Annotated in this window: 7 protein-coding genes; 5 read left to right on the top strand and 2 right to left on the bottom strand. The window is 37.5% G+C overall.

The genetic code is table 11. The features are described from left to right. Positions 1–204 precede the first annotated feature (204 nt). Together AC33VI_RS10200 and AC33VI_RS10195 are read right to left on the bottom strand one after the other, a co-directional pair. Positions 205–1,329: a glycosyltransferase family 4 protein gene (locus AC33VI_RS10200; protein ID WP_491782154.1), complete on the bottom strand. Its 1,125-nt coding sequence runs from the start codon at positions 1,327–1,329 to the stop codon at positions 205–207. Beyond that, positions 1,326–2,549 (bottom strand): glycosyltransferase family 4 protein, encoded by a 1,224-nt coding sequence (locus AC33VI_RS10195; protein ID WP_491782153.1) that lies wholly within the window; start codon positions 2,547–2,549, stop codon positions 1,326–1,328. The genes AC33VI_RS10200 and AC33VI_RS10195 overlap by 4 nt, the downstream gene beginning before the upstream one ends. A gap of 328 nt (positions 2,550–2,877) precedes the next feature. Between AC33VI_RS10195 and AC33VI_RS10190 the strand changes: the two genes are divergently transcribed. The 5 genes from AC33VI_RS10190 to AC33VI_RS10170 all read left to right on the top strand — a co-directional run bounded on the left by AC33VI_RS10190 (position 2,878) and on the right by AC33VI_RS10170 (position 7,416). Then, the gene (locus tag AC33VI_RS10190; RefSeq protein WP_491782152.1) at positions 2,878–3,099 is read left to right on the top strand and encodes an NAD-dependent epimerase/dehydratase family protein; all 222 of its coding nucleotides are present in this window, start codon (positions 2,878–2,880) and stop codon (positions 3,097–3,099) included. Next, positions 3,093–4,343: a lipopolysaccharide biosynthesis protein gene (locus AC33VI_RS10185; protein ID WP_491782151.1), complete on the top strand. Its 1,251-nt coding sequence runs from the start codon at positions 3,093–3,095 to the stop codon at positions 4,341–4,343. The genes AC33VI_RS10190 and AC33VI_RS10185 overlap by 7 nt, the downstream gene beginning before the upstream one ends. Positions 4,344–4,409: 66 nt before the next feature. Beyond that, positions 4,410–5,393 (top strand): glycosyltransferase family 2 protein, encoded by a 984-nt coding sequence (locus tag AC33VI_RS10180; protein ID WP_491782150.1) that lies wholly within the window; start codon positions 4,410–4,412, stop codon positions 5,391–5,393. A gap of 69 nt (positions 5,394–5,462) precedes the next feature. After that, positions 5,463–6,461: a glycosyltransferase family 2 protein gene (locus AC33VI_RS10175; RefSeq protein ID WP_491782149.1), complete on the top strand. Its 999-nt coding sequence runs from the start codon at positions 5,463–5,465 to the stop codon at positions 6,459–6,461. A gap of 22 nt (positions 6,462–6,483) precedes the next feature. Next, positions 6,484–7,416 carry a glycosyltransferase family 2 protein gene (locus tag AC33VI_RS10170; RefSeq protein WP_491782148.1) on the top strand — a complete coding sequence of 311 codons (933 nt, stop codon included), beginning with the start codon at positions 6,484–6,486 and terminating at the stop codon, positions 7,414–7,416.

Below are 7,416 nucleotides of genomic sequence, written 5' to 3'. Positions count from 1 at the left end.
TTATTTTTAAACCCTATATGTAGTTTGAGTTAAATCTAGAATTGCCCTCGCGCTCCTGCAATAATTCAAGGTCATAACCATCCCAATTACTTATTACTTATTACTTATTACTTATTACTTATTACTTATTACTTATTACTTGAAAGCGTTTGACTTTAAACACAAAGCGTTAAGTTGTCACCAATGCCCCTTACCTACTACCCATTACTTCTTCACCTGAAAATAAACATCCAAATTCTTGAGAGATATCTTGTCCCAGTTATAAATATCGACCAAATGTTGTTTAGCTCTACCTGCCATTTTTTTAGCTAAAGTTGGCTCGGCTAGGGCAAATCTTAGGGAAGCAACTAAAGAATCTAAATTTCCCGCCTCAAATAAAAATCCTTTATCCTCACCAATCAATTGTTTGTGAGGTGGAATGTCGCTGGCTAAGACGGGAATTTCTTCCTGCATGGCTTCAAGCATTACTAGAGGTAAGCCTTCAAGATCCGATGGTAGGACAAATAAGCCCGCACCACGAACGATTTGCGCCAAAGCTTGACCCCGCAATTCTCCTGTAAAAATTATGTTGGGGTTCGATCTGGCTAATTGTTGAAGTTGAGTAACGTATTTAGCAGTGTTACTAGTCGAGCCAGTTAAAACCATTTTCCACTCTGGAAGCTGTAATTTTTGAAAGGCTTTAACGAGTAATTCTGGACGTTTTTCGGGTACTAAACGACCGAGAAATAATAAATATTTTTGGATCTTTAAATCCCATTTTTGAAGATGGTTGCATTCTTTGTCAGGGGAGTCAAAACTTCCTGGAGCATTGGGAATATAAACAGATTTTTTAGCGTAGGTTCGCCAAAAATATCTTTGCAGATCTTGAGAGACAACAATTAACCTATCTGCATATTTAACGGCAATTTTTTCTCCTAAGTAAATAACTCGACTCGATAGTTTGCCCCATTTAGCTCTTTGCCAATCTAGCCCATGACAAGTAACTACCACTTTGGAGTTAGACAGCATTTTGGGCACCCAGCTAAACACGGCAGGTCCTAAAGCATGAAAGTGAATAATGTCGTACTGTTTAAAGCTAGAAACAAATGCTCCTATGACCGAGCAAAATAAAGCGTCAAAACCGCGCCAGGGCAAAGTAGGCAAGCCAATGACGTTTACTCCCTGATATTGATATTCATAGAAACTTTTTTCTTTGGTGTAGCTGGGGCGGGCGTATAAATCTACTGAATGTCCCAAGCCCACCAAACGGGGATACAATTCCTGACAAGCTCTTTCAATACCACCCTGTCCTGCGGGCAAACCTTTTACACCGATAACTGCAATTTTCATGAGGTTACGCATTCTAAAAAAGAGGGGTTGTTTGCTTGCCAAACTGCAAACATGGAACGATATACTTGGGATACAACCTTTTCCGCACTGTAGGGTTGGGCTGCTGCCACACAAGCCGAGACTTGGTAGGCATCGGGGTTATTTAATACTCGCTCTAAAGCCTGGGTCATGGTTTCGGGAGAGCGATCGCAACACATAATCCCGCTTTGTTCGGTCAGGATTAGGGGAATTTCGCCGCATTCTGTCCCGACGACTGGCACGCCACAGGCAAGGGCTTCTAAAGCCACGATTGGCACTCCTTCATAAGCACTGCTGACTATAAAAACGCTGCTGAGGCGATAGAGTCGGGCTACTTCTTGGGGAGAGACTAAACCTAACAAGGTGACGCGGTTGGCTATGCCCAGCTTGGCTATTTCTGCCTCTACCACTGGTCTTAATTCTCCATCTCCAGCAATTAGTAAATGTACGTTAGGCAGAGAAAGTTTGGCAAAAGCCCTAATTAGCAATAAAGGATCTTTTTGTGGATGGAGACGACTAACCCACAGGGCAAAACGAGTATCTTCGGACAGTCCTTGTTCTTTTGCCAGTATTTGACGTTGGATCGTTTTTTCTGACTCAGACAGGGGATAAAAAAGTTCGAGATCTACTGTATTTTTGAGATGCTCAAAGCGATCGCTTATTTGAGGATATTGCTGTCGATAGAAGTGCAAAGATTTGGTATGGCAGGAATAAATGCGATCGAATTGTCGAATTAACAGGCTTTCTAAAGCGAAATAGGCTTGAGGAAATTTTTGCCAGAGAATGGCATCTTTACAAGCATTGGCATCCATTTGCTTGCGGGTATCATTTTGGATGCTTAAAGATTTTTCTCCCGTCCATCTAGAAGTTGCTAGAGCGTATTCTAAACGGTAAAAGTGCATGAAATCGGAAGAGAAATCCTTCCCCCAAAGAGCAGCAGTGTATTTTAAAGTCGTGGGAATTAATCCTCTGACATTATCGTCTGCCAACTCAATCAAAGGCATAAACTGAATTGAGTTGCCCCCATAATCTCTGGTTTGCCAAGTTCCAATTGCTTCCCCTGGCTCTCCCGTACCCACCATCCGCACCTGAAATTCTGAGGCAGCATATTGCAGAAAATATTTAATCGCGGTTTGAATTCCGCCAATGCTACTGTTCCAGGGATTAAACTGATAGAAAATAGTTAAAACAGGCTTATTCATTGAAATAATATGATAGAGCTAAAAAATTACTTTAAAAAAGTATTTCCCTATACTTTTTTTTAGATTTAAAGTTGTAATTATGCACAACATAAAAATGTAAAAAAGAAGTAAAAATGATTGCAATTCATGACAATAGACTAGAACATTTTTACTTTTGACGAATTAATTATATATTTTGCCAAATTAACATTATCATATTGTTTAAGTATTTTCACTTAGTTAGGTTAATATTTAGTAAATTAAGATCTATATTTATTATTCAAATATCCTCGATTTAAAAAACTAAAATAATCTATTTAACCAAACCTTTAAGAAATCTTAATTTCCCATGAAAAACAATCAATCAACTTTTTTGATCGCAGGAAAAACGGGTTATATTGGCTCTCATACAGTCCTCACTCGCGATCGCCCTGGATACGATGTGGTTATTTTGGATAACTCGATCTACGGTCATCGATATTTAGTCGAAGAAGCCCTGAAAGTTCCTTTGATTGTTGGGGATATTGATATTAGCGATCGTTCTTTACTTAAGAAAAACGATCGATGTTAACTACAAAAATCAAAAATTTATTATCGGGACAATTAATTAAAAATGTTGGCTGGTTGGGAATTGGCGAAATTATTAATCGTGTATTTCGCTTGGCAACTACGGTAACATTGGCGCGAATTTTTAGCCCCGAAGATTATGGTTTGATGGCAGTAATTTACATGACTTTTGAGATAGTTACTGTATTTACCCATCGGGGAGGAGTGGCAGCCAAGATCGTCCAAGCCGATGACAATGAAGTGGCAGAGTTAGCTAATACTGGTTATTGGGTGCAGTGGATTGTTTGTGTAGGATTGTTTTTAACGCAATGTTTGGCATCTTTGGCGATCGCATCTTTTTATGACAATCAAAGATTGATTTTACTCTTATCTGTTGCTGCATCGGTATATTTATTATTGCCTTTGTGTACGATTCACCTAGCATTAATCGAACGAGAAAATAGATTAAAAGTTACGGCTTTGTGTAATGTCGCACAGTCGATGATTTCTAATACGGTAATTGTTGTCGGTTGTCTTTTAGGTGGGGGAATATGGTCGATTGTTTGGGCGATTATTATCGCTCAATTTGCCTGGATTGCGATCGCTTGGCATAATCATGATTGGCAGATACCAAAGCAGTTTCAACTAAAAAATTGGCAGAAAATTGTTAATTACAGTAAAAATATTGTCAGTATCGAACTATTAAATAAACTACGTCTCAATCTAGACTATCTAATCGTCGGTCGTTTTCTCGGTATAGAGCAATTAGGATTTTATTTCTTTGCTTTTAATGCAGGTTCGGGAATTACGATGAATGTAGTTAATACTTTTATGTCAGCATTGTTCCCTTTTCTTTGTGCTGCGAGGAAAAATAACGAAACTCTAAAACGAGATTATTTTCATAGTTTAAAAACTTTAGCTTTAGTAATTATCCCCATAGTTACATTGCAATCTCTCCTTTCTCCTTGGTACGTTCCAATTATTTTTGGTGAAAAATGGCTTGATGCCGTTCCTATTTTAATTATTATTTGTCTTTCCGTAATTCCCTATACTTTTAAGCAAGCTTCCACTTGGTTGCTCAATGCCATAGATAAAAGCCACATTGCTCTATATATCGATTTAGTTTTTACTGTAGCCTTTGGTATCATCCTTCTAGGAATAGTCGATCGCGGTATCTTTTGGGTTGCGATCGCCGTTTTGCTATCTCGATCCTTAGTATCTTTAGGTTTTAGTTTATGGACGACAAAGCAACTAACAACTAACAACTAACAACTAACAACTAACAACTAACAACTAACAACTAACAACTAACAACTAATAACTAATAACTATTTAATGATAAATGTCACAATTATAGTTACCCCAAGAGAAAGATTTAGCTGTACGGCTCGCTCTCTAGAAAGTATCTATCAACATACTAAAATTCCTTTTAAACTTGTTTACGTTGATGGTAATTCTCCTGCTAAAGTTAACCAATATTTACAACAACAAGCTAAAGAAAAAGACTTCTATCATTTGCGAACAAATTATTATCTTTCTCCCAATCACGCTCGCAATTTAGGATTACAACAAGTAGATACAAAATATGTCGTTTTTATCGATAACGATGTCATCGTTTCTCCTGGCTGGCTGTCTCAGCTAGTTAACTGTGCGGAATCAACCAATGCTACGGTAGTAGGACCTTTGATGTGTCAAAACGAGCCAATCCACGAAATTGTCCACTTTGCAGGAGGAGAATCCCATATCTTCCAAGATATTAAGGGTAGAAGAAGATTGAGAGAAAAAATGTATCTTCAGGGGAAAAAAGTTACCGATATTCGTGATCGCCTGAAGCGTCAAGAGACAGAATTAGCTGAATTTCACTGCGTACTCGTAAAAACAAGCATTTTCCAGCAATTAGGAGAGCTAGACGAAGCCATGCTCAATACTAAAGAACATCTCGACTTTTGTATGCAGGTGCGGGAAGCAGGAGGCAAAGTATACTTCGAGCCTGACTGTATTGTAACCTACGTCCCTGGTCCTCCTTTAGAATTCTCCGATCTTACTTACTATATGCTGCGCTGGAGTGACGCTTGGGTATTAAACAGCCTCAACCGCCTGCGGGAAAAATGGAATCTCGCTGAAGACGGTTACTTCACCAGTAAATATAAAGGCTTAGGCTGGCGACGTAGAGACAGCATCATTCAACCCCTAGCCATTGCTATAACTAAATTTACCTTTGGCAAAATGCGCTATCGCTTAGAAAATCTTCTAACTCGCTGGGATAAAAAATTTAACCGCTATCTTACAGACAAGCATACTGGGAGACTGGGTGACTAGGTGACTGGGTGACTAGGTGACTAACAACTAATAAATGTTCAATGTTCAATGCTCAATGATAAATGTTCAATGTATAAATGTTCGATAATTATTCCTTGTTATAACGCTCAAGATTGGATCGCAGAAGCAATCGATAGTGTTTTGGCGCAAACTCATACTAACTTAGAGATTATTGTTATTGACGACGGATCGAGCGATCGCAGTTTGGAGGTAATAAAAAGTTATGGAAATCAGCTGATTTATCGCGCTACCGAGAATAGAGGAGCAAATAAAGCGAGAAATATGGGTTTATCTTTGGCTACGGGGGATTATATTCAATATTTAGATGCTGATGATTATTTGCTTCCCGATAAAATTGCCAAGCAGATTGAATATCTACAAGATCGAGAGGTGGATTTTGTTTATGGTGACTGGCGTTATCAACATCATTTAGCTAACGGGGAAGTAATGTTAGATGAGATTAGAGTATGTGGCGACAAGTCAGATTTTTTATGGTCTTTATTAGCAAACGATCGCTGGTCTAATTTAGCACCGATGTTATTCAAACGCTCGATCTTAGATCGGGTTAGTTGGGATGAAAGTCTCCCCGCAGCACAAGATCGAGATTATCTGTTTTCTTTGATGTTGGCTGGTGCGAAATGCAACTATCAATCGGGTTGCGATGCTATCTATCGAATGCACAATGGAGAAAGTGTTTCTACTGCTTCTAAGTTGCGCTGGTTTCAAGCACATTGTTTGGTAATGGAAAAAGTAGAAAAAGAATTAAGAGCAAAAGGTTTATTATCTAGGGAATATCAGCAAGCTTTAGCGAGATCCTATTTAGATATGGGTAAAGAATATATTTATAGTTTAAAAGGCAATAATACTCAACATCAAAAAAGCGATCGTCGTGAAATTAACTACCAATTGTATTCCCATGCTTTAGATAAAGTGCAGCAGCTAAATTCCGATTTATTTACCGAAAATAAAAGCAAAATTTATCAAACTATTCATCAACTTTTTGGCTACCAACTAACTGAAAAACTATCTTATCTATTTCACTACTACAAACCAACTATTAATCATTAATTACTCATTACTCATTACTCCCATGCCTACTATTTCCGTCATCATTCCTGCCTATAATGCCGAGAAAACTATTTTAACTACTGTTGAATCTGTGTTGCAGCAAACCTACCAAGATTTAGAAATTATTATTATTAATGACGGATCGAGCGATCGCACTTTAGAAGTATTAGCAACTATTCAAGATAGCAGAGTAAGAATATATTCTTATCAAAATGGTGGTTTATCTACGGCTAGAAATCGCGGTATAGATTTAGCAACAGGGGATTATATTTCTTTTTTAGATGCAGACGATCGCTGGAAGGTAGATAAATTAGAATCACAGTTACTAGCTCTAGAAAAATATTCTCAAGCTGCTTTAGCCTATAGTTGGGTTTATTTCAAATATGACAATGAAGCTCGATCTTATGCCGATACTTCGGGATATTTTACGGGAGATATTTACCAAGATCTACTATTAAAAAACTTTTTGCATAACGGTTCTAATGCTTTAATCAAAACTTCTATAGTGAAAGAAATTGGCTATTTCGATCCCGAACTAAAAGCCGTAGAAGACTGGGATTTTTATTTGCGTATTGCTGCCAAATACCATTTTGTCTTAGTCCCTAAAGTACAAATAATTTATCAACAATCAAATAGTTCCATGACAGCTAATATCGAATTAATGGAACATTATCTCAAAATAGTTATCGAACGAGCTTTTACTATTGCTCCCAAAGAACTACAATACCTTAAAAAACAAAGTATGGGCTGGATTTATAAATATTTAGCACAACAATATATTAAATATCAACTTAATAATTTCAAGGGCATCAAGCTAGCAGCTTTCAATTTATACCGAGCGATTGTAGTTTACCCTGCCAATGCGATCGAACCTTTTACCCAATATTTAACCAAACAATTAATTAAAAATACCTTCAAAAAACTTATTACCTATTACCTATTACCTATTACTTAA

Source organism: Waterburya sp. (assembly GCF_058530065.1).
The sequence above is the reverse complement of the archived record's forward strand: the minus strand, read 5'-3'. Positions and strand labels throughout refer to the sequence as shown.

Excerpts from the sequence above, each read along its gene's own strand:
- AC33VI_RS10190 (WP_491782152.1), top strand. The coding sequence starts at position 2,878 with ATGAAAAACAATCAATCAACTTTTTTGATCGCAGGAAAAACGGGTTAT.
- AC33VI_RS10170 (WP_491782148.1), top strand. The coding sequence starts at position 6,484 with ATGCCTACTATTTCCGTCATCATTCCTGCCTATAATGCCGAGAAAACT.
- AC33VI_RS10200 (WP_491782154.1), bottom strand. The coding sequence starts at position 1,329 with ATGAAAATTGCAGTTATCGGTGTAAAAGGTTTGCCCGCAGGACAGGGT.
- AC33VI_RS10175 (WP_491782149.1), top strand. The coding sequence starts at position 5,463 with ATGTATAAATGTTCGATAATTATTCCTTGTTATAACGCTCAAGATTGG.
- AC33VI_RS10180 (WP_491782150.1), top strand. The coding sequence starts at position 4,410 with ATGATAAATGTCACAATTATAGTTACCCCAAGAGAAAGATTTAGCTGT.
- AC33VI_RS10195 (WP_491782153.1), bottom strand. The coding sequence starts at position 2,549 with ATGAATAAGCCTGTTTTAACTATTTTCTATCAGTTTAATCCCTGGAAC.
- AC33VI_RS10185 (WP_491782151.1), top strand. The coding sequence starts at position 3,093 with ATGTTAACTACAAAAATCAAAAATTTATTATCGGGACAATTAATTAAA.